The sequence below is a fragment of the Aeromonas sp. Marseille-Q5825 genome (genome assembly GCF_946892685.1).
Lineage (GTDB): Bacteria > Pseudomonadota > Gammaproteobacteria > Enterobacterales > Aeromonadaceae > Aeromonas > Aeromonas rivipollensis.
Genome location: NZ_CAMPOU010000001.1, coordinates 452629 through 472652, shown reverse-complemented (window position 1 = coordinate 472652; position 20024 = coordinate 452629). Strand labels below are relative to the sequence as shown.

General features: G+C 61.9%; 22 protein-coding genes. All 22 read right to left on the bottom strand.

Annotated features, from left to right (window positions below; genetic code table 11):
- Positions 1-85: 85 nt before the first annotated feature.
- The 22 genes from ccmE to fliQ all read right to left on the bottom strand — a co-directional run bounded on the left by ccmE (position 86) and on the right by fliQ (position 20023).
- Positions 86-577 carry a cytochrome c maturation protein CcmE gene (gene ccmE, locus OC537_RS02260; RefSeq protein ID WP_106887462.1) on the bottom strand — a complete coding sequence of 164 codons (492 nt, stop codon included), beginning with the start codon at positions 575-577 and terminating at the stop codon, positions 86-88.
- Positions 574-780, bottom strand: a complete 207-nt coding sequence (gene ccmD, locus OC537_RS02255; protein ID WP_106887463.1) for a heme exporter protein CcmD — start codon at positions 778-780, stop codon at positions 574-576. The genes ccmE and ccmD overlap by 4 nt, the downstream gene beginning before the upstream one ends.
- Positions 781-782: 2 nt before the next feature.
- The gene (locus OC537_RS02250) at positions 783-1523 is read right to left on the bottom strand and encodes a heme ABC transporter permease (protein WP_262108975.1); all 741 of its coding nucleotides are present in this window, start codon (positions 1521-1523) and stop codon (positions 783-785) included.
- A gap of 164 nt (positions 1524-1687) precedes the next feature.
- Positions 1688-2356 carry a heme exporter protein CcmB gene (ccmB, locus tag OC537_RS02245; protein ID WP_025326266.1) on the bottom strand — a complete coding sequence of 223 codons (669 nt, stop codon included), beginning with the start codon at positions 2354-2356 and terminating at the stop codon, positions 1688-1690.
- Positions 2357-2358: 2 nt separating this feature from the next.
- Positions 2359-2994, bottom strand: a complete 636-nt coding sequence (gene ccmA, locus OC537_RS02240; protein WP_025326265.1) for a cytochrome c biogenesis heme-transporting ATPase CcmA — start codon at positions 2992-2994, stop codon at positions 2359-2361.
- Positions 2995-3260: 266 nt separating this feature from the next.
- Entirely contained in the window at positions 3261-3647 is a 387-nt protein-coding gene (locus tag OC537_RS02235; protein WP_025326264.1) for a DUF2802 domain-containing protein, read from the bottom strand.
- Between the two features lie 94 nt (positions 3648-3741).
- Positions 3742-4230, bottom strand: coding sequence for a chemotaxis protein CheW (locus OC537_RS02230; protein ID WP_005333026.1), 489 nt, complete (start codon positions 4228-4230; stop codon positions 3742-3744).
- Between the two features lie 69 nt (positions 4231-4299).
- A complete protein-coding gene (locus OC537_RS02225) occupies positions 4300-5166 on the bottom strand; it encodes a chemotaxis protein CheW (RefSeq protein WP_234677467.1) in 867 nt (288 codons plus the stop codon).
- On the bottom strand, positions 5163-5957 hold the full coding sequence (locus OC537_RS02220; protein ID WP_111912507.1) for a ParA family protein: 795 nt from the start codon (positions 5955-5957) through the stop codon (positions 5163-5165). The genes OC537_RS02225 and OC537_RS02220 overlap by 4 nt, the downstream gene beginning before the upstream one ends.
- A 4-nt stretch (positions 5958-5961) precedes the next feature.
- Positions 5962-6870 (bottom strand): flagellar motor protein MotB, encoded by a 909-nt coding sequence (locus OC537_RS02215; RefSeq protein ID WP_205642175.1) that lies wholly within the window; start codon positions 6868-6870, stop codon positions 5962-5964.
- 2 nt (positions 6871-6872) lie between these two features.
- Positions 6873-7610: a flagellar motor protein gene (locus OC537_RS02210; RefSeq protein ID WP_163148311.1), complete on the bottom strand. Its 738-nt coding sequence runs from the start codon at positions 7608-7610 to the stop codon at positions 6873-6875.
- A gap of 2 nt (positions 7611-7612) precedes the next feature.
- A complete protein-coding gene (locus tag OC537_RS02205) occupies positions 7613-8725 on the bottom strand; it encodes a chemotaxis response regulator protein-glutamate methylesterase (protein WP_111912509.1) in 1113 nt (370 codons plus the stop codon).
- A gap of 31 nt (positions 8726-8756) precedes the next feature.
- Positions 8757-10898, bottom strand: coding sequence for a chemotaxis protein CheA (locus OC537_RS02200; protein WP_213345000.1), 2142 nt, complete (start codon positions 10896-10898; stop codon positions 8757-8759).
- A gap of 11 nt (positions 10899-10909) precedes the next feature.
- Positions 10910-11650: a protein phosphatase CheZ gene (locus tag OC537_RS02195; protein WP_025326257.1), complete on the bottom strand. Its 741-nt coding sequence runs from the start codon at positions 11648-11650 to the stop codon at positions 10910-10912.
- Between the two features lie 12 nt (positions 11651-11662).
- Entirely contained in the window at positions 11663-12046 is a 384-nt protein-coding gene (gene cheY / locus OC537_RS02190; protein ID WP_025326256.1) for a chemotaxis response regulator CheY, read from the bottom strand.
- Positions 12047-12157: 111 nt separating this feature from the next.
- Positions 12158-12877, bottom strand: a complete 720-nt coding sequence (locus OC537_RS02185) for an RNA polymerase sigma factor FliA (RefSeq protein ID WP_025326255.1) — start codon at positions 12875-12877, stop codon at positions 12158-12160.
- Entirely contained in the window at positions 12870-13754 is an 885-nt protein-coding gene (locus tag OC537_RS02180; RefSeq protein ID WP_162520111.1) for a MinD/ParA family protein, read from the bottom strand. Before OC537_RS02180 ends, OC537_RS02185 begins: the two co-directional genes overlap by 8 nt.
- Positions 13747-15249 (bottom strand): flagellar biosynthesis protein FlhF, encoded by a 1503-nt coding sequence (gene flhF / locus OC537_RS02175; RefSeq protein ID WP_262108949.1) that lies wholly within the window; start codon positions 15247-15249, stop codon positions 13747-13749. Before flhF ends, OC537_RS02180 begins: the two co-directional genes overlap by 8 nt.
- Before the next feature lie 16 nt (positions 15250-15265).
- Complete coding sequence (flhA, locus tag OC537_RS02170; protein WP_262108946.1) at positions 15266-17368, bottom strand: flagellar biosynthesis protein FlhA; 2103 nt, start codon at positions 17366-17368, stop codon at positions 15266-15268.
- 297 nt (positions 17369-17665) lie between these two features.
- On the bottom strand, positions 17666-18796 hold the full coding sequence (gene flhB, locus OC537_RS02165; RefSeq protein WP_106887471.1) for a flagellar biosynthesis protein FlhB: 1131 nt from the start codon (positions 18794-18796) through the stop codon (positions 17666-17668).
- Positions 18797-18885: 89 nt separating this feature from the next.
- Positions 18886-19683 carry a flagellar biosynthetic protein FliR gene (gene fliR, locus OC537_RS02160; RefSeq protein ID WP_106887472.1) on the bottom strand — a complete coding sequence of 266 codons (798 nt, stop codon included), beginning with the start codon at positions 19681-19683 and terminating at the stop codon, positions 18886-18888.
- Between the two features lie 70 nt (positions 19684-19753).
- Positions 19754-20023 carry a flagellar biosynthesis protein FliQ gene (gene fliQ / locus OC537_RS02155; protein WP_010673927.1) on the bottom strand — a complete coding sequence of 90 codons (270 nt, stop codon included), beginning with the start codon at positions 20021-20023 and terminating at the stop codon, positions 19754-19756.
- Position 20024: the final 1 nt, after the last annotated feature.

Sequence of the window (20024 nt, the reverse complement as noted above, 5' to 3'; positions counted from 1 at the left end):
CATTGACTATTTCCTTTCGATGGCAGGGTGAGACATACAGATCCGGCGGCGAAACGAGCTGAACACGAGATCAAGATTGCAGGCATCATTGCTTGGCCCCCTGCAATTGCGCCTCGGTATATTCGGGCTTGAAGTGCATGCCATTGGTGGCGTCCGCCACCTCCGGCGGCATGTAGTTCTCGTCGTGCTTGGCCAGCACCTCGAAGGCGGCGACTGTGGTCGCGTCCTTGAGGGTGCCCTGAGCGACTATGCCCTGCCCTTCCCGGAACAGGTCCGGCAGTATGCCGTCAAATTCCACCGTCACCAGATGGCCGCCGTTGTCCACCAGCTTGAAGGCCACCTTGAGGCTCTGGGGATCACGCTGCACCGAGCCCGGCACCACCAGGCCGCCGATGCGCAGGCGCTGGCCCTCTTCCGGCTTGACCTTCTCCGGCCCCTTGCCCTCCACCAGCTCGCTCGGGGTATAGAAGAGATCGATGTTCTGGCTGAGGGCATAGAGCACCAGGCCAGTCACGCTGGCGAGGCCCAGGCTGATGGCCAGAATGATGGTGAGGCGTTTCTTGCGTCTCGGGGTCATAGGGTGTTCTCCATCTGCTGGGCCGCCTTGCGACGAGCCTCGCGGGCCTGCTTGTTGCGCAATTCGCCGAGCAGGCTGCGGGTTTTCAACCGGGTGGAAATGACGATGCCGACCAGGCAGAGCGCGGTCAGACCGAAGGAGAGCCAGACGTAGAAGGCGTAACCGCCCATGGCCATGAAGTCGCTGAATGAGGCAAAGTGCATGCTTACTTCTCCTGTCTGGCGATGTCGGCAACCCAGGGGCGGTGCCACTCCCGCATCAGCAGCTCGTTGCGGAACCGCATCAGGGTCAGGGCCCCGAGGAAGGTGGCAAACGCCAGTATCATGATGAGCAGCGGCCACAGCATCTCGGGGGAGATGGAGGGCTTGTCAAACTTGGTGATGGAGGCGCCCTGGTGCAGGGTGTTCCACCACTCCACCGAGTAGTGAATGATAGGCAGGTTGATCACCCCCACTAGGGCCAGTATGCCGGCGGCGCGCCCCGCCACTACCTTGTCGCTGAAGGCGTTGTAGAGGGCGATGACACCAAGATAGAGGAACAGCAGGATAAGCTCGGAGGTGAGGCGCGCATCCCACACCCACCAGGTGCCCCACATGGGCTTGCCCCAGGCGGCACCGGTGAAGAGGGCGATGAAGGTGAAGACGGCGCCCACCGGGGCTATGGCCGCCACCGTCATGTCCGCCATGCGCAGTTGCCACACCAGGCCGATGAAGGCCGCCACCGCCATGGTGGAGTAGGCTCCCATGGAGAGGATGGCGGCAGGCACATGAATGTAGATGATCCTGAAAGAGTCTCCCTGCTGATAATCGGCGGGGGCAAAGGCCAGCCCCCAGACGGTGCCTATGATGAAGGCGAGCAGGCTTGTCACGACAAACCAGGACAGCAGGGTGCCGGCCAGCCCATAGGCGCGCTCGGGTTTGGCATAAGGGTGCAACCATTTCCACATAGCTCACAGAACCTTTCAGTTATTAATTTTTAAGTGGCGAGGCCTACCATACCCACCGGCGGGAAACATCATATCCCCCCAAAGCAATAAGCAGCCATCCCCTTGATCTATCTCAATTATATTTTTCATAAAACAGCCTCAAAAGAGGCTTTTTTGATAATTAATCAGTTGACGCTGACCCGCAGTGCCGCCGAGATGGCCAGGGGCGTCAGGGTCAGGGCCCCCACCAGCATGGCCCCCAGGATCGCGAGCTGCCCCCCGTAGGGCAACCCCATGCTGGCCGCATCTATGGCGGAGGTGGCGAAGATCAGCACCGGGATATAGAGCGGCAGCAGCAGCAGGCTGAGCAGCACGCCCCCCTTGCGCAGGCCCGCCGTCAGCGCCACCCCGACGGCCCCGAGCAGGCTCAGCACCGGAGTACCCAGGGCCAGGGTGGCCACCACCGCCAGATAGCTCTTCATGTCCAGGGAGAGCAGGATGGCGAGCAGCGGGGAGACCAGCAGCAGTGGCAGGCCGGTCAGCAACCAGTGAGCGATCACTTTGGCCAGCGCCAGCAGCCCGAGGGGATGGGGCATCAGCATCATCTGCTCCAGAGCGCCGTCGCTGAAGTCATCGCGAAACAGCCGCTCCAGGGAGAGCATGGCCGCCAGCAGGGCTGCCACCCAGATGATGCCGGGGGCGATGCGGGCCAGCAGCTGGGGCTCGGGCCCGATGCCGAGGGGAAAGAGGGTGATGACGATGAGGAAGAACCAGAGCGGGTTGAAGATGTCGGCGCGCTGGCGCAGGGCCATCAGCAACTCGCGGTGAATAAGGTGTATGACGGCGCGCAGCATGGCTACTCCTGCAACAACGAGGTCAGCGACAGTGTCTTCAGGCGCCCCTGCATCAGGGTCAGGTCCTGATGGGTGGTGAGCACCACCATGCCCCCCCGATCCGCATGGGTCAGGAACAACCGCTCCAGCACCCTGACCCCCTGCTTGTCGATGGCGGTGAAGGGTTCATCGAGGATCCAGAGCGCCGGGCGCTCCGACAGCCAGAGCCTGGCCAGCGCCACCCGCCGCTGCTGCCCTGCCGAGAGCTGGCCCGCGGGATAATCCTCGAAGCCGGCGAGTCCGACCTGGGCCAGTACCTGCCAGAGATCCACGGAAGCCTCGGCCGTGCCGTGCAGCTTCTGGTAGAAGGAGAGGTTCTCGAGGGGGGTCAGGGTCGCCTTGACGCCGGGCTGATGGCCCAGGTAAAGCAGGCTGGCATGGTACTCATCCCGGCAGTGGCGGATGTTCTCCCCGTTCCAGCACACCTCCCCCGCGAAGGGTTGGGAGAGGCCGGTCAGCAGCCGGAGCAGGCTGGTCTTGCCCACCCCGTTGGGGCCTTCAATCTGCATCAGATCGCCCGAACGCACCGCGAAGGAGAGATGTTCAAACAGGGTGCGATCTTCACGCACGCAGCTCAGATTGTTGGCTTGAAGCAGCATGAGGGTGTAATCGTTGAAAATGAGGCGGCCTGCATCTTAACACAGGATCCGGAGGCGTCTTTTCAAAGATGCCAATAATCAACAGGATTTGTGGGGGAGATCGCGCACCGGCAGAAGAAGATGTGGCAAGGGGAAACTGGAGTGACCAGGCACTGGCGGAGGAAGGGGTGGCAGGGGAAAAGTGGGGAGATCGCGCATGGACAGGGGAAGATGTGGCAGGGAAAAGAGGGGCGGCCTGAGCCTCCCCTCTCGGTCAGGAGCAGGGGTCAGCTGCGACCCTTGCGCAGGGAGATCAGCAACTCGGCTTCGGCCTGGGGCAACTCGCACTCGCTCATCACCTCGTCGAGATCGGCGCCTAGCTCCACCATCTTGGCGGCGCGGCTGTAGAGGCGGCGCTCCGGATCCTGCAGGGTCAACTCCTGCTGGCTATCCTGGATCTTCTGCATGGCCCCTTCGGCGGATTGCAGGCGCTGACCCATGCCGATGGCACCGGTATGCAGCTCCATCATCTGCTTGCGCAGACTCTCGAGCTGCCCCTGCAGCGTCTCCATTCTGGCCTCGGACTCTCGCTGACGGCGGCGGTGACCCAATAGACCGTAGAGGGCCAGCACCAGTGCCAACAAGGACAACCCCAAGGCTGCGAATTCAATCATCAAACTGTCACCTTCCTCATCACAGGGTCCCGCTCGGCATCAAGGTGCCGCGGGCAGATCCGGGACCGCTGTTGTATCACTTTTTGACCCGCCGTTACAGGGAGCCGATATCGTCCCACTCTTCGTCGGAGAGCAGCTTGTTGAGATCCACCAGGATCAGCAGCTGACCGTCGCGGTTGCTGACACCCTGGATGAACTTGGCGCTCTCCTCGGTGCCCACCGCCGGGGCGGCGTCGATCTCGGAGGAGCGCAGATAGACCACCTCGGCCACGCTGTCCACCATGATGCCGATCACCTGCTTCTCCGCCTCTATGATGACGATGCGGGAATTCTCGCTCACATCACCGGCCGGCAGGCCGAAACGGGAGCGGGTGTCGATGACGGTCACCACGTTGCCACGCAGGTTGATGATGCCCAGCACATAGTCGGGCGCACCCGGTACCGGGGCTATCTCGGTGTAGCGCAACACCTCCTGGACCTGCATCACGTTGATGCCATAGGTCTCGTTTTCCAACTGGAAGGTCACCCACTGCAGCACTTCGTCTTCGGCCAGATTTTGTGCAATATTGCGCTTCTCTGTCATCTTCTTGATCCTTGTATGAACCCGTCAACGGGTAAAATTAGCAATAAAACCATGGCAGTGCCGATGTTGTCAGCGGCCTTCAATGTTCACGCCTCGGCCAAGGAGCACCAGCAGCTCCCTGACGTGCAGCAGGGCACACATCTTCTCCTTGACCATGCCCGCCAGCCAGGGGCGTTTCCCCTCCTGATGGCGCCACTTCACCTGATCCCGATGCAGCAGTTCGGTGCCCTTCAACTGATGACAGGCCAGTCCCCAGGGTGATTCCCCCAGCATAATCAGATATTTGTACTCGTCTATCTCCAGATGCTGGCCCGGCATGACCCACTGGGCCGTGTCGACCACGTTCATCTTCTGCTCCCGGGAGGTCATGATCCCCTTGTACCAGCCCGGCTGGCCGAAGAGGGAAGTCACCTCCCCCAGCTGGTGGATGCCGCCGAGTTCGGTCAGGGGCACAGCGAAGGTCACCCCGGCCACATCGAAGAAGAGCGCCTGAAACTCGTTGCCGGTATCCAGATTTTCCCAGGCCGCAGGGGCAGGCTCAGGTTCCGCCGCCAGCGCGGGTTCGGCCAGTGCCAGTGCGACGGGCTCGGCGATCACCGGGATCACCTCGGGCGTCGCCAGGGTCACCTCGACCGGCTCGGGCTCGACCTCGGCCTCTAGCTGGAAGGGCTCGACATGCAGCTCTTCATGACTCAGGACATCCATCTCGTCCTGCACCTGGCTCACCTGGGCGAGCAGCTCGCTCAGTTGCGCCAGCCGGCTGTCGGCTTCGAGATAGGGGGCTGCAACCACCTCGGGCAAGGGGGCGGGCTGAGGCTGCAACTGCGGCGCAGGGGCCGGTGCCTCGTCGTCCGGATCGTCCCGCAGCAGGACATCATCGAGCAGCAGGGAGTGGAAATAGTCATCCATGGCCCGAACCTGGGTGGTCTCTCTCATGGCTTCACCTCCTGGGTTCGTTGACGCTCCAGCGCATCAATAAAGTTGAGCAGTGTCTCGTAGGCATAGGTGCCACGGCTGCCCGGTGCATAGATGGACGGGGGTATGTGCAGCAGGCTGGCATCCCGGAATTTGGTGTCGATGGGAATGACCGCATTCCACACCGCCTCCCCATACTGCTCCTTGATGGACTGCAGCGTCATCAGGGAGGCCCGGGTACGCTTGTCGAACATGGTCGGGATCACGGTATAGCGGAACTTGTCCCGCTTGGATCGCTGCATGATCTCGAAGGTCTTCATCATCCGCTCCAGCCCCTTCAAGGCCAAAAATTCGGTCTGCACCGGCACCAGGATGCGATCGCAGGCCGCCAGCGCATTGACCATCATCACCCCCAGCACGGGCGGGCAGTCGATGAGCACATAGTCATACTGATCCTGCACCCGCAACAGGGCACGCTTGAGTACCAGCCCCATGCCCTCCCGGTTGCCCATGACCCTGTCCAGGGTCGCCAGCGTGATGGAGGCGGGCAGCAGGTGGATGTTCTCGAACTTGGTCTTCAGGGTCATGCGGTTGACCAGCTCGCTGCTCGGCTTGGCCGCCTGGAACAGCTCGTAGAGGGTGCCTTCCAGCCGGTCCGAGTCAAAATCGAAATAAGAGGTCAGGGAGGCATGGGGATCGGTGTCGATCAGCAGAACCCGCTGGCCACGTTGGGCCAGAATGCCCGCCAGGGAGACGACCGTGGTGGTTTTACCGACTCCACCCTTCTGATTGGCAACCGTCCAAACAATCACTGTATCAATCCTGCCTTGTTGTTATGCGTATGCCACCACCGGGCAGCGTCACCACTCTGACGTCCTCGCTGTCGACGCTCTGTGGCGCGGCCGGGGCCGGCGTCACCGTCAGGGCGTTGACGGAGGTTCGCGGCACCCAGGCGAATCTGGATATGGCGACCACGACCTTGCGATTCTGTAACCGCCCCTGCTCGCTGCCGTTGTCGGCGAAGGGGGAGAACTCCCCATAGGCCTCGTAGGCGAGCCGCTCGGGGGCTATCCCCTTGGCCACCAGGGCGCCGAGCACTGCCTCGGCGCGGGCGGCAGACAGGGTCCAGTTGGAGCGAAACATTTCGTTGTTGATCGGCTGGTTATCCGTGTAACCCCGCACCCTGACATAGTTATCGACCGGTTTCAGAATACCTGAAAGCGTATCGAGCACAGGGGCCGCATTGCTCCCCAGAAAGGCGCTGCCGCTGCGAAACAGCAGGCCGGAACTCAGCTCCACCGTCAGCCAGTTGTCATCCTTCGCCAGCTTGACCACGCCGGCCTCCACCAGGGCGCCCATGGCCTCCTGCAACTGCAGGTCTATGGTCGCAAGGGCCGTGCCATCTTGCTGGATCGGGGTGCCCGTGATGGGGGCGCGCGAAGGCGACGGGGAGGCCTGGCTCTCCAGCAGGGAAGGTGCGGCCGACACCGGGTGGTTGAGCAGGGAGTTGCCCTGCCCTTCCAGCAAGCCATCGCTGCGCGGTACCTGGTTGAAAGCCTGGGTCATGCCCTCGATGACGGCGCGGTACTGCTCCTTGTTGACGATGGCCACGGAGTAGAGCACCACGAAGAGGGCGAAGATAAGCGTCATGTAATCGGCATAGGAGACCAGCCAGCGATCGAGATGTTCTCGCCCTTGCAGGTGCAAACGATAGCGCTTGCGCATGGCTATTCCCCTTTCAGATAAGCCCGTAGCCGCCGTTCAACCTGCTGGCCATTCTCCCCGTGGGCGATGGCCAGCAACCCTTCCAGCGTCATCTCCTGATAGAGACCGTAGTGGTAGTGGAATGCCCGCAGGCGATTCGCTATCGGCAGATAGAGGAGGTTGGCAAAGCCCACCCCGTAGATGGTCGCGACGAAGGCGATGGCGATGCCGGCGCCCAGGGTGCCCGGCTCCTCCAGGTGAAACATGGCCTGGATGAGCCCTATCACGGCCCCTATGATGCCTATAGTCGGGCTGTAGCCCCCCATGGCCTCGAACACCCTGGCGGCGTGCTCGTTGCGCTCCTGCTCGATGTCGATGTCCGCCTCCAGCAGGCGGCGGATATCCTCGATGGAGACACCGTCCACTATCATGGTGAGTCCCTGGCGGGTGAAGGGATCAGGCTCCCCTTCGGCCTGATTCTCCAGCGCCAGCAACCCCTGCTGGCGCGCAAACTGGGCCCAGGCCTGCAGGCGTTCGGCCTGCTGCACCAGATCCAGTTGCGGCGGGAACAGCATCCAGCGGGCCTGGGCGAGCGCGGCCAGCATGTACTTGCGGGGCGTCTGCAGTATGACGGCACCCCAGGTGCCCCCGACCACGATGACGAAGGCCGGGCCATCCAGCAGGGTCAGCAGGCTGCCCCCGTGCCACCATTGGGCGACGGCCACGGCGAGCAGCGCCAGCACCAGGCCGAACATGCCCATGGTCAGCGACCCAACTCGACCAGGATGCGCTGGGCCACCCGATCCAGCGGCAGGGATTCGCTTGCTATGCCCGCCTTGGCAACCGCCTGGGGCATGCCGTAGACCACGCAGGAGGCTTCATCCTGGGCCCAGATGGTGGCGCCCTGCTCCTTGAGCAGACGCGCCCCGTCCCGGCCATCGGCTCCCATGCCTGTCAGCACTATGGCGAGCACCTTGTCGCCGTAGATCTTGGCGGCCGAGGCGAAGGTGATGTCGACGCAGGGCTTGTAGTTGACCTTGTCATTGCCCTCTATGATGCGAAGGCGAGCCCCGGGCCCGCGCCCCTCCAGCAGCATCTGCTTGCCACCGGGGGCCAGGTAGGCGTGACCCGGCTTGAGCACGTCACCGTCCTCCGCCTCCTTGACCCCGATCTGGCACAGACCGTTGAGACGGGCGGCGAAGGCGGCGGTGAAGGTGGCGGGCATATGCTGGATCAGCAATATGGGGTGAGGGAAGTCACCGGGCAGCTTGGTCAGCACGTTCTGCAGCGCCACAGGGCCACCGGTGGAGGTGCCGATGGCCACCAGCTGATAGCTCTTGCCGCTGCGCTTGAAGCTGGCGGGCGCCGCAGCGCGGACCGGCTCGGGCTGACGATCAAGAGGACGCGTCAAGGCAGCGCCAAGGGCGGGGCGCACCAAGGGCTCCGGCGCCCGGGGTCTGGCGGCCGCCATCAGGAAGCGCTTGCGGGCTATCTCCCTGACGCGTTGTTGCAGCAGCTTGACGGCCTCATCCTTGTCGCGGGCTATGTCTTCGAACTTCTTGGGCAGGAAATCCAGGGCACCGGCATCCAGTGCATCCAGGGTCGCCTTGGCCCCCTCGTGGGTCAGCGAGGAGAACATCAGTATGGGGGTCGGACACTTGGCCATGATCTCGCGCACGGCGCTGATGCCGTCGAGCACCGGCATTTCGATGTCCATGGTGATGACGTCAGGCCGCAACTGCAGCGCCTTGTCTACCGCCTCCCGACCGTTCTGGGCCGTGTCGATCACCGTCATCAGGGGGTCCTGATTGATGATCTCGCTGACCCGGCGACGGAAGAAACTCGAATCGTCGACCACTAATACCTTGACTGCCATTGTTATTCTTTTAACTCCTTGGGCCAGACGCTCAGTGGCGGCGGGCATAGGCCTTGAGCAGGCTGGGCACGTCCAGGATGAGGGCGATGCCGCCGTCGCTGGTGATGGTGGCGCCGGCCATGCCGGGGGTCCCTTGCAGCAGATTGTCCAGAGGCTTGATCACCACCTCTTCCTGGCCGATGAGGTTGTCCACGACGAAGCCCACCTGCTGGGTGCCGATCTGGACTATGACCACGTGGCCTGTGTCCTGGCGTGCCGTTCTGCCGGCACCGCGGACCAGCCACTTGTGCAGGTAGAACAGCGGGATCGCCTTGTCACGGACTATGATGGTGAGCTGGCCGTCCACCACGTTGGCCTTCTTCAGATCCAGATGGAAGATTTCGTTCACGCAGCCAAGCGGCAGGGCGAAGGTCTGTTCACCCACTTCCACCATCAGGGTCGGCAGTATGGCCAGGGTCAGGGGAACCTTGATCTCAAGGCGGGTGCCCTTGCCCCAGGTCGAATCTATGTGCACAGAGCCATTGAGGCTGACGATGCTGGTCTTCACCACATCCATGCCGACGCCACGGCCCGAGATGTCAGAGATCTCGGACTTGGTCGAGAAACCGGGGGCGAAGATCAGGTTGTAGGCATCGTTGTCGCTCATGCGCGCCGCGCTGTCGGCATCGAGCACGCCACGACTGATGGCGATGGCTTTGAGCTTCTCCGGATCCATGCCGGCGCCGTCATCCTCGATGCAGAGCAGGATATGGTCACCCTGCTGGGAGGCGCTCAGGGTGATGGTGCCCTGACGGGGCTTGCCCGCCTTCTCCCGCACGTCCGGCATCTCGACGCCGTGGTCGCAGGAGTTGCGCACCAGGTGAACCAGGGGATCGGCCAGGGCCTCCACCAGGTTCTTGTCGAGATCCGTCTCTTCACCCACCATCACCAGCTCAATATCTTTCTTGAGTGTGCGGGCGAGATCGCGCACAACGCGCGGGAAGCGGCCGAATACTTTCTTGATAGGTTGCATGCGGGTCTTCATGACCGCGCCTTGCAGATCGGCGGTCACCACATCCAGGTTGGCCACCGCCTTTGACATCTCTTCGTCGTTGCTGGCGATGCCGAGGCTCACCAGGCGGTTTCGCACCAGCACCAGTTCCCCCACCATGTTCATGATGACGTCCAGGGTCTTGGTATCCACCCGCACAGTAGTGTCGTTTTGCACCGCACTGCTTTCGGCGGGGGCCGCCTGCTTGGCAGGAGCGGGAGCCGGGGCCGGCTTGGCCGGTGCAGAAGCGGGTTTGGCGGGGGCGGCGCTGGCCGCGACCGGCGCCTTGGGCGGGGTCACGGGCGCGGCGGGAGCCTTGGGCTCGGGAGCCGGAGCAGCCGCCGCCATGCTGTGCTGCGGCGCCTGGCCACGGCCATGCAATTCATCCAGCAGGCGTTCGAACTCGTCATCGTCGATGAGCTCATCCACCTCTTTTTGTACCGATTGCAGCGGGGAGAGATCCGGAGCGCCGCCATGCTGGCCCTGGCCGTGCAGTTGATCGAGCAAAGCCTCGAACTCGTCGTCCGTGATGTCGCCTGAACCGCTCAATACCGGGGCGGCAGAGACCGTCGGCGCCTTGCCGGCACCGTGCAGTTCATCCAGCAGGCGCTCGAATTCGTCGGCAGAGATCTCGTCGATGGAGCCGCCACCGTTGACGGCCACAGGCGCGCTCTCGGCGACGATGACGGGTTCGGGTTCCGGCTCGGGCTGCTGCGGGGCGGCAACACTGGCGGTACGCAGCTGCTCCTGCCCTTCGGGTTTGCACAGTTCGTGCAGATCGTGCAGCAGATCGGCAGAGGCCGGGCTGGTCGGCTCCCGGTTCTGCACCTGGGCAAACATGACGTTGATGGCATCAAGGGCCTGCAAGATGACATCCATCAGCTCGGCACTGAGGGTTCGCTTGCCGTTGCGCAGCATGTCGAACAGGTTCTCGGCACCGTGGCAGACGTCCACCAGCTCGGTCAGGGAGAGGAAACCCGCTCCCCCCTTGACGGTATGGAAGCCGCGAAAGATGGCATTCAACAGATTCTTGTCATCGGGCCGCTTTTCCAAGTCGACCAGTTGTTCAGACAACTGTTCCAATATTTCTGATGCTTCGACCAAAAAGTCTTGCAGTATGTCTTCATCAACTTCGAAGGCCATGCGTCACTCCATTAGAATCCCAGGCTAGACAGCAGATCGTCCACATCATCTTGACCATTGACCACATCGGACCTTGTCTGCGGGTTCATGATGGGGCCTTCTGCCTCGATGCCGCTCGCCGGCAGGCTGCGCGCCGAATTCTCGATGACGGCCTCACCAAACATGGTCAGCATCTCTATCAACTTTGTTTCAACTTCCTGCACCAGTTTGATCACCTTGCGGATCATCTGACCGGTCAAGTCCTGGAAATCCTGAGCCATCAGGATTTCAGTCAGCAGTTGTCGTAACTTATCGGCATCCGTCTCCGAAGCCTTAATAAAATCATTCAGTTGATGGCAGAGTGCCTTGAACTGACCCAGTTCAAGATCCCGGCTCATCAGGGCATTCCAATTGGGCATCACCAGCTGAATGTTGTCATTGAGCCGATCGGCGATGGGAAGACTGGCCTCGACCGCATCCATGGTGCGATTGGCCGCCTTGTCAGTCATGTCGATGACATAGCTGAGCCGCTCCCGGGCATCCGGGATCTCATGGGTGGCCAGGTCGGGGATCCTGGGATCCAGGCGAAAATCTTGCAGTGAGTTGTGCAACTGGCGGGTCAGCTGCCCCACCTTGTCAAACAGGGCCGCCGCATTGGGGGCGCACACATCGGCGAGGATGGTATCGGCCTGTTCAAACTCTTCTCGCTCCAGGTGGGCAACCAGCATCCTTGCCTGTTCAAGCGAGATCATGGCACTCGTTTTGGCCTTCATCCCTGCCGCTCCTTAGCCGATTCGTTCAAAGATTTTGTCGAGCTTCTCTTTGAGGGTGGCGGCAGTGAACGGCTTGACGATATAGCCATTGACCCCGGCCTGGGCGGCTTCGATGATCTGCTCGCGCTTGGCTTCCGCAGTCACCATCAGTACCGGCAGGTGCTTGAGTTTGTCATCGAGACGGATCGCCTTGAGCAGGTCTATGCCCTGCATGCCGGGCATGTTCCAGTCGGTGACCACGAACTGATAATCGCCGTTTTTCAACATCGGCAGGGCCGTGTTGCCATCGTCTGCTTCATGGGTATTGTTATATCCCAGGTCACGCAGCAAGTTCTTGATAATCCGGCGCATCGTTGAAAAATCGTCGACGATGAGGATTTTCATGTTCTTGTCCAAAATTCCCTCCTAAATAGCCGCCAAAACGGCTCACTTACATGATGCAGATCGCAGGTTTTATGGTGCGGATTATGCCTTAGAGTTGCGTTCCAGTGTAGCCAGTACAACCACTTATAAATTCCAATCTCTCAAACGGGCCCGCAGCCTGTGCATGGCCTGGCTGTGGATCTGGCTCACCCGAGACTCGCTCACGCTCAGGACTTCCCCGATTTCACGCAAGTTGAGCTCTTCGTCGTAATACAAGGACAGCACCAGGGCTTCCCGTTCGGGCAGGCGGGCGATGTGTTCGGCCAGGGCGCCCTGAAAGCGCTCGGCCGCCAGATCGTCAAAGCCGCCGTGACCGCTGGCGTCATCGGGATGCCCTATCACATCCTCGCTGACCCCGAGATCCTCGATGCCGATGATCTTGCCGCAGGAGACATCCTGCAGCATGGCATGGTATTCGCCAAGGGAGACCCCCATGTTGGCGGCTACCTCGGTGTCTCTGGCATCCCGGCCATGGGCCTGCTCCACGTTCTCGATCGCCTCTGCGATGGCACGGCTGTTGCGGTGCACCGAACGGGGCACCCAGTCCCCGCGGCGGATCTCGTCGAGCATGGCGCCGCGGATGCGGATGCCGGCATAGGTTTCAAAGCTGGCGCCCTTGCTGCCGTCAAAGTTGCGGGAGGCTTCGAGCAGCCCAATCATACCTGCCTGGATCAGGTCATCCAGCAAGACACTGCTTGGCAGGCGAGCCAATAAATGCTGGGCAATCCGCTTGACCAGCGGAGCATGACGCTCGACCAGCACGTAGGAATCCTGATGACGCAAGTATGCTTGGGCTTTATTCACGGGAGTCTTCCTGTGCTATGACCGGCTTTTGCAATAAATTTTCCAGGAAAAATTCGAGGTGTCCCCCCGGCTGGTTCGGGATGGGCCAGCTCGCCGCCTTGTTCGCCAGGGCACGGAATGCCAGAGAGGCGGGCGACTTGGGAAACGCCTCGACGATCAGTTTCTGCTTACGCACCGCGGCCCGCAGGTTGGTGTCGTAAGGCACGCAGGCCACCAGCTCCAGGGAGGTGTCGAGGAAACGGTCGGTGACCCGGGTCAGCTTGGCGAAGAGCTCCTGCCCCTCGCGCAGGGAGCGAACCATGTTGGCCACCACCTTGAAGCGGAACACCCCGTGATCCTTGGAGAGGATCTTGATGAGGGCATAGGCATCCGTGATGGAGGTGGGCTCGTCGCACACCACCACCATGATGTCCTGGGCCGCACGGGTGAAGCTCAGCACCATATCGGAGATCCCCGCAGCCGTGTCCACCAGCAGCACGTCCACCTGGGTCTTCATCTCGCTGAAGGCGCGGATGAGCTCGGCATGTTGCACCGGCGACAGCTCGACCATGGACTGGGTGCCCGAGGTGGCCGGCACTATCATCATGCCGTAGGGCCCCTCGACGATGATGTCGTCTATGGTGCACTCCCCCGCCAGCACATGGGAGAGGTTGCGGTGCACCCGCAGCCCCAGCATGACGTCGACGTTGGCCAGACCCAGGTCGGCATCCAGCACCAACACCCGCTTGCCCTGGGCGGCCATGGCTCCCGCCACGTTCAGGGTCACGTTGGTCTTGCCAACGCCCCCCTTGCCTCCAGACACGGCGATCACTTTTACTCGATTGTTTTGACGCATTTTGCGCAGACCACTCGCCTGATCCATATAGATGTTACTCATAAAACTCCGAATCTTCGGCCTCGCCAAAGCCTGAACCCCAGAAGTAAGGGTCTTCTGTTTCCCGCTCCAGCGAGCCCATGGCCGCGCCGACCAGCAGCGCCGCATTGGCAACTTGAATATCTTCCGGCACCCGCTGCCCATCTGTGATGTAGCTGATGGGCAGGGCGTTCTGAATGCATACGTTAATCACCTCACCCAGATTCAGGCTCTCGTCGAGCTTGGTCAGGATGCAGCCGGAGAGCGGAATGCGCCGGAAGTGATCCACCGCCTCCTGCATCACCCGGCGCTGGGAGGTGGCTGACATGACCAGATAGCTGCGAATGCGCACCTTGGCATTCTTGACCAGGGTGTCGAGCTGCTCGGTCAGACGGATATCCCGCTGCCCTACCCCGGCGGTATCGATGAGCACCAGCCGGCGGTGACGGAACTGATAGAGCGCGTTGGCCAGCTCCTCGGCATCCCGTACCTGACGCACCGGGCAACCCATGATGCGACCATAGGTCTGCAGCTGTTCGTGGGCCCCGATCCTGTAGTTGTCCGTGGTGATGAGGGCCACCTGCTCGGCGCCATACTTCATGGCAAAACGGGCCGCCAGCTTGGCGATGGTGGTGGTCTTGCCCACCCCGGTCGGGCCGAGCAGCGCCACGGCACCGCCCTGGCGCAAGATGTCGTCTTCGCTGATCTTGAGCTGGGCCGTCAGTACCTCGGCCAGCTGGGCCATGGCCTGATGGATGGGCATGTCTTCCGGGATAAGCCCAGCGAGCTGATCGGCGAAGGCATCATCGAACCCCATCTTCTTGAGTTCCTTGATGAGCAGCGCCCGCATCGGCTCGCGGCGCTCCACCTCCTGCCACATCAGACCGGAGATCTGGTGCTCCAGCAGCTTGCGGATGCTGGCCATCTCCTTGCGCATCCCCTCCATCTCCTGATCCCGCGGGGCAGGTTGCGCTGCACGGGGGCCGGGGGCAGGACGTGCCTTCGGCTTGGCTGGCTCGGGGGCCGCGCCCCACTGGCCCTGTTCGGCCAGCGTCCTGGGTGCGCCGTTGGCGGACGCCAGTCCCGCGGACTGATTGCCGCCAGCGGCCCCATTCCCGGACCATGATGCCGGAGATGGGGTGCCGTTGCCCGCCGCATTCGCAGGCCATGAACCCTGAGCGGCGTTGCCGCCCGCCGGATTGGCAGGGTTGAGCTTCTGCTGGCGCGCCAGCAGGGCCGCCAGGGTATCGGCATAGTATTCGTTCTGCTCCTTGAGGGGAGCGGAGCGCGTCATCTGCTTGCCCGCAGACGAGATATTGACGCTCTCATCGTTCAACTGACGGCGAACCGGCGCATCTTTAGGTCCAGGCACCTGGGACTGATAATCGACGGCCGCGACTATCTCCACCCCACCGGTGACCTTTTTGTTGGACATGATGACGGCATCCGGCCCGAGCGTCTCCTTGACCTCGGCCAGCGCCGTTCGCATGTCTTTGGCAAAAAACCGCTTAATCTTCACCCGTCATCTCCGCTAACTAGCCCTGTCCCACCGCACTGACGATGCGGATCTGCTTGTCATCAGGCACTTCCTGATAAGACAGGACGCGTAATCCAGGAATGGCATTCTTGACAAATTTCGCCAGGGTATTGCGCAATATCCCCGATGTCAGAAGCACGGCCGGCTGGCCTTCCAGTTCTTGTCGTTGAGTGGCTTCCACCAGGGAGCGCTGCATCCGCTCCGCCAGTCCCGGTTCTATACCGGCGCCATCTCCCCCACCTGCTTGCAGGGATTGATGCAATATGCGTTCCAGTTCTGGTGAAAGGGTGATCACCGGCAGCTCGGGCTCGGGGCCGGCAATCTCCTGCACTATCAACCTGCGCAGGGCGATACGGCAGGCGGCGGTCAGCACTTCCGGGTCCGGGCTGCGTGGCGCATATTCCACGAGGGTCTGCAGGATAGTGCGCATATCGCGAATTGGCACGCCTTCATTGAGGAGATTTTGCAATACCTTGACCAGGTTGCCCATGCTGATCACCTCGGGAACCAGCCCTTCCACCAGCTTGCTCTGATGCTTCCCTATCATGTCCAGCAGTTGCTGCACCTCGTCGTGACCCAGCAGCAGGGCGGCATGGTTGGAGAGGATCTGGCTCAGGTGGGTGGCCACGACGGTGGCCGCGTCCACCACTGTATAGCCGAGGGTCTGGGCCTGGGAGACCTGCTCCTTGGCGACCCAGACAGCTTCCAGTCCGAACGCGGGATCCTGGGTCGCTATGCCCTGGATCTGGCCGAACACCTGACCCGGGTTGATGGCCATCTCCTTGTCGTGATAGACGGTGGCCTCGCCGGTGCTCACCCCCATCAGGGTGATGCGATACTGATTGGGGGCGAGATCCAGGTTGTCGCGGATATGCACCGCAGGCACCAGGAAGCCGAACTCCTGGGAGAGCTTCTTGCGCACCCCCTTGATACGGTTGAGCAGCTCGCCACCCTGGTTCTTGTCCACCAGCGGGATGAGCTGATAGCCCACCTCCAGACCGATGATGTCCACCGGCATGACGTCGTCCCAGCTCAGGTCCTTCTGCTCCACCGGGGCATCGCCCTGGGCCGGCAAGAGTTCACCGCTCGCCACCCTGGCCTTGTTCAGTTTCTCCCGGCGCAGCAGCCACCAGGCCCCGACCGCCGCCACGGCTCCCAGACTCAGGAAGGCCAGGTGCGGCATGCCGGGCACACTGCCCATCATCAGTAGTATGCCGGCGGAGATCACCAGCGCCTTGGGGTTCTCGAACAGCTGGCCGAGCACGGCCGTGCCCATGTCCTGATCGGTATTTTGACGGGTGACTATGATGGCGGCGGCGATGGAGAGCAGCAGTGAGGGTATCTGGGCCACCAGACCGTCACCTATGGCGAGCAGGGTGTAGATCTCGGCCGCTTCACCGAAGCTGAGCTGGTGCTGCATCATGCCGATGATGAAGCCGCCGATGATGTTGATGAAGAGGATCATGATGCCGGCGACGGCATCCCCCTTCACGAATTTGGAGGCACCGTCCATGGAGCCGTAAAAGTCGGCTTCCTGGGTCACGTCCTGACGGCGCTTCTTGGCCTCTTCCTGGTTGATGAGACCGGCGTTCAGGTCCGCATCTATGGCCATCTGCTTGCCGGGCATGGCATCCAGGGTGAAGCGGGCGCTCACCTCCGAGATCCGGCCCGCACCCTTGGTGACCACCACGAAGTTGATGATCACCAGGATCATGAAGACGATGATGCCCACCGCATAATTGCCGCCGATCACCACGTTGCCGAAGGCCTCGATCACATGGCCCGCCGCCGCGCTGCCGTTGTGGCCTTCCAGCAGCACCACCCGGGTAGAGGCGACGTTGAGGGCGAGCCGCAGCAGGGTCGCTATCAGCAGGACTGTGGGGAAGGCGGCAAACTCCAGCGGCCGACGGGTATAGACGGCCACCAGCAGCACCACTATGGAGAGGGCGATGTTGAAGGAGAAGAGGATATCCAGCATCAGGGGCGGTATGGGGAGTACCACCATGCCGAGAGAGGCGAGCACCAGCAGCGGGGTCCCTATCCCCTTGCTGAGCAACCATCTGTACTCTTTGAAACGGCTCAATCCAGCCTTGAATCCCATCGTTCTTCTCGATTTACAACTGCCGATGCCGAATGAAAGCAAATATCAAGCCAATTACTCAACTCATTGATCTATTGGGATTTTATTTTGATGCTGTCAGAAGTCCGTCGGAGGACACGTTCGGGTAGCTTGATGGCAAACAGGGCGGAGTGCGGGGGTACTTAGGATATTCCGGCGGAACATGGTGGATAGGCGGAGACAGCCAACGCCTCAGAGCACAGACTGCTTGCAATAGTCCGGCGGCATAGTGGACAGACCTTGGCGGCGGAGACGGCCAACGCCTCCCAAAACACCGGGCTACTTGCGATATTCCGGTGGAATGGGCAGATCCCTGGCGACCGGGGTCGGGCGGCGGCCACGGCCACGGCGGAACTTCTTGAGCTGATAGACATAGGCCAGCACCTGGGCCACGGCGGCAAAGAGCCCCTCGGGGATCTCCTGGCCAATCTCGGTGGCGTGGTAGATGGCCCGGGTCAGAGGCGGCGAGGACATCACCGGAATGTCGTACTCCCGCGCTATCTCCCTGATCTTCATCGCCACCTCGTCCACCCCCTTGGCCAGCACCTTGGGGGCGGCGCCTGGCTTGCCCGCGTCGTACTTCAGGGCCACGGAGTAGTGGGTCGGGTTGGTGATGATGACGTCCGCCTTGGGCACATCCCCCATCATGCGGCGCATCGCCATCTGCATCTGCAACTGGCGGATCTTGCCCTTTACCTCGGGCTTGCCCTCGCTGTCCCTGAACTCGTCCTTGATCTCCTGCTTGGTCATCTTGAGCTGGCGATTGTGGTTCCAGGTCTGGAAGGGCACGTCTATGGCGACTATGGGGATCAGGGCGCAGCAGAGGATGATCAGCATCCACAGCAGCAGATCCAGGGCATCTATGATGCCGCCGGGGAAGCCCTCGAGGGAGAGATTGAGCAGGTGATTGAACTGGCTCGACAGCATCCACCAGGCGAACAGGCTGATGAACACCACCTTGGCGATGGACTTGACGAGCTCCACCAGGGACTGCACCCCGAACATCCTCTTCAACCCACTCAAGGGGCTCAGCTTGCTCCACTTGGGCAGCATGGCCTCGGAGGAGAAGTTCATCCCGCCGAGCAGGGTGTTGCCCACAAAGGCGGCTATGGTCACCAGCAGGAACAGCAGGCCGAGGGGCTGCAGCAACTCCCACAGCAGGGTGGGCAGCATGACTCCCATGGCATTGGGATCGAAAGCCTGATCCCGGTCCAGGGTAAAGCCCATGGTGAGCACCTTGACCATGGCGCCCGCCAGGCTCTCCTTGATCATCAACAAGCCAAACACGGTCGCCAGCAGGACGCTGGCGGTACCCAGCTCCTTGGAACGTGCAATCTGCCCTTTTTCCCGGGCCTGTTGCAGTCGTTTGCCCGTGGGTTGTTCTGTGCGTTCCTGATCGGTATCAGCCATGCTGGCCTCTCAGGCACATCAAGTCGCCATGGCGAGCTAACCCCCACGCGCAGCAGGCGGGGAGATAATCAGTACTTTTCAGCCCGGTATCAACCATTCTGCCCCCCCAGGCACTGGACCTGGATAAGCTCGCAGCTGGTCTCCTGCACCCGCTCCCAGAGGGAGTCGAAGTGTCCCATGAAGCCGCCTATGGTGAGCCAGAGGATAAACAGGCCCGACATCATGCTGACCGCAAAGCCGATGCTGAAGATGTTGAGCTGGGGGGCCGCCCGGGTCATGACCCCGAACGCGAAGTTGATGAGCAGCAGGGCTATGATGGCCGACAGCGCCATCACCAGGGAGGCCTGGTACATGACCCCGAGGAAGCTTACCAGGCTGCGGATGGCGGGCAGACTGAGCCCGCTGTCCGAGACCGGCAGGGTCTCGAAGCTCAGCACCACCATCCTGATCATCAGGAGGTGGCCGTCCACCGCCAGGAACACCAGGGTCGCCAGCATCAGATAGAACTGACCCACCACGGGGGCCGACTGGCCGTTCATGGGATCCACCAGGGTGGCGAAGCCCAGGCTGGTCTGCATGGCGATGATCTGGCCCGCCATCACGAAGCTTTCCAGCAGAAACTGGGTCATGAGGCCGAGCGCTATGCCGATGAGCAGCTGCTGCCCCAGCACCAGGAAGCTGCCGACGGAGAACAGCTCCACCTTGGGCATGGGGGGCAGCAGGGGGGCGATGATGAAGGTGATGGCGAGCGCCAGCCCCATGCGAACGTTCGCAGGAGCCAGCCGGCTGCCGAACACCGCCATCACCATCAGCAGGCTGCTCACCCGGGCAAGGGGCCAGAGCACGGACGCCAGCCACTCCATGATCACCGCAGTGGTATAGCTCATGCCGCCGCTACCGAAGCCGTGGGACTGGTGGTCATCGGCAGCCTGATGGTCGCTAATGCCGACACGGGCATCAGCCGACCACCTCGGGGATCTGGCTCACCATCAGCTGGAAGAAGTCCATCAGGCTCTGCAGGCCCCAGTGGGCGCCGGCCCCCAGGGCCAGCAGGGTGACCACGAGACGGGGCAGGAAGCTCAGGGTCTGTTCGTTGATGGAGGTGGCGGCCTGGAAGATGGCGACGACCAGCCCCACCATCAGGCTCGGCAGGATCACGGCACACACCATGATGGTCACCAGCCAGAGCGCCTCACGGAATACGTCGACGAAGGTTTCCGGACTCATC